Origin of the sequence: Vibrio sp. 10N.222.49.C9, assembly GCF_041474985.1 — a bacterium.
In the GTDB taxonomy this organism is placed as follows: domain Bacteria; phylum Pseudomonadota; class Gammaproteobacteria; order Enterobacterales; family Vibrionaceae; genus Vibrio; species Vibrio crassostreae_C.
Window position 1 is genome coordinate 1 of record NZ_JBFRVD010000851.1, and the last position, 268, is coordinate 268.

1 protein-coding gene is annotated in these 268 nt (G+C 38.8%); it reads left to right on the plus strand.

From position 1 onward, the window contains the following. On the plus strand, nucleotides 1-268 hold a 268-nt coding region (locus AB4585_RS25905; protein WP_372171640.1), incomplete at both ends, for a pilus assembly protein N-terminal domain-containing protein.

A 268-nucleotide genomic window follows, 5' to 3' on the forward strand; every position in this document is an offset into this window, starting at 1 on the left:
ACGACTCAATCAGGAAATACGATCACTATACCTCACCATAAATCTACTCATGTGAAGATTTCAGGTAAGGCGAAAAGAGTCTCTTTAGGCGATCCAGAGGTTTTGGATATCGTAATGCTTAAAGCCGATGAGTTGTTCTTGATCGGCAAGAAACTTGGTTCTACCAATCTATCGGCTTGGGATGCACAAGGGAGATTAATAGAATCACTGAATATCGAAGTAACCCATGACCTAAATAACTTGAAAGAAAAACTCTATGAGTTTTTAC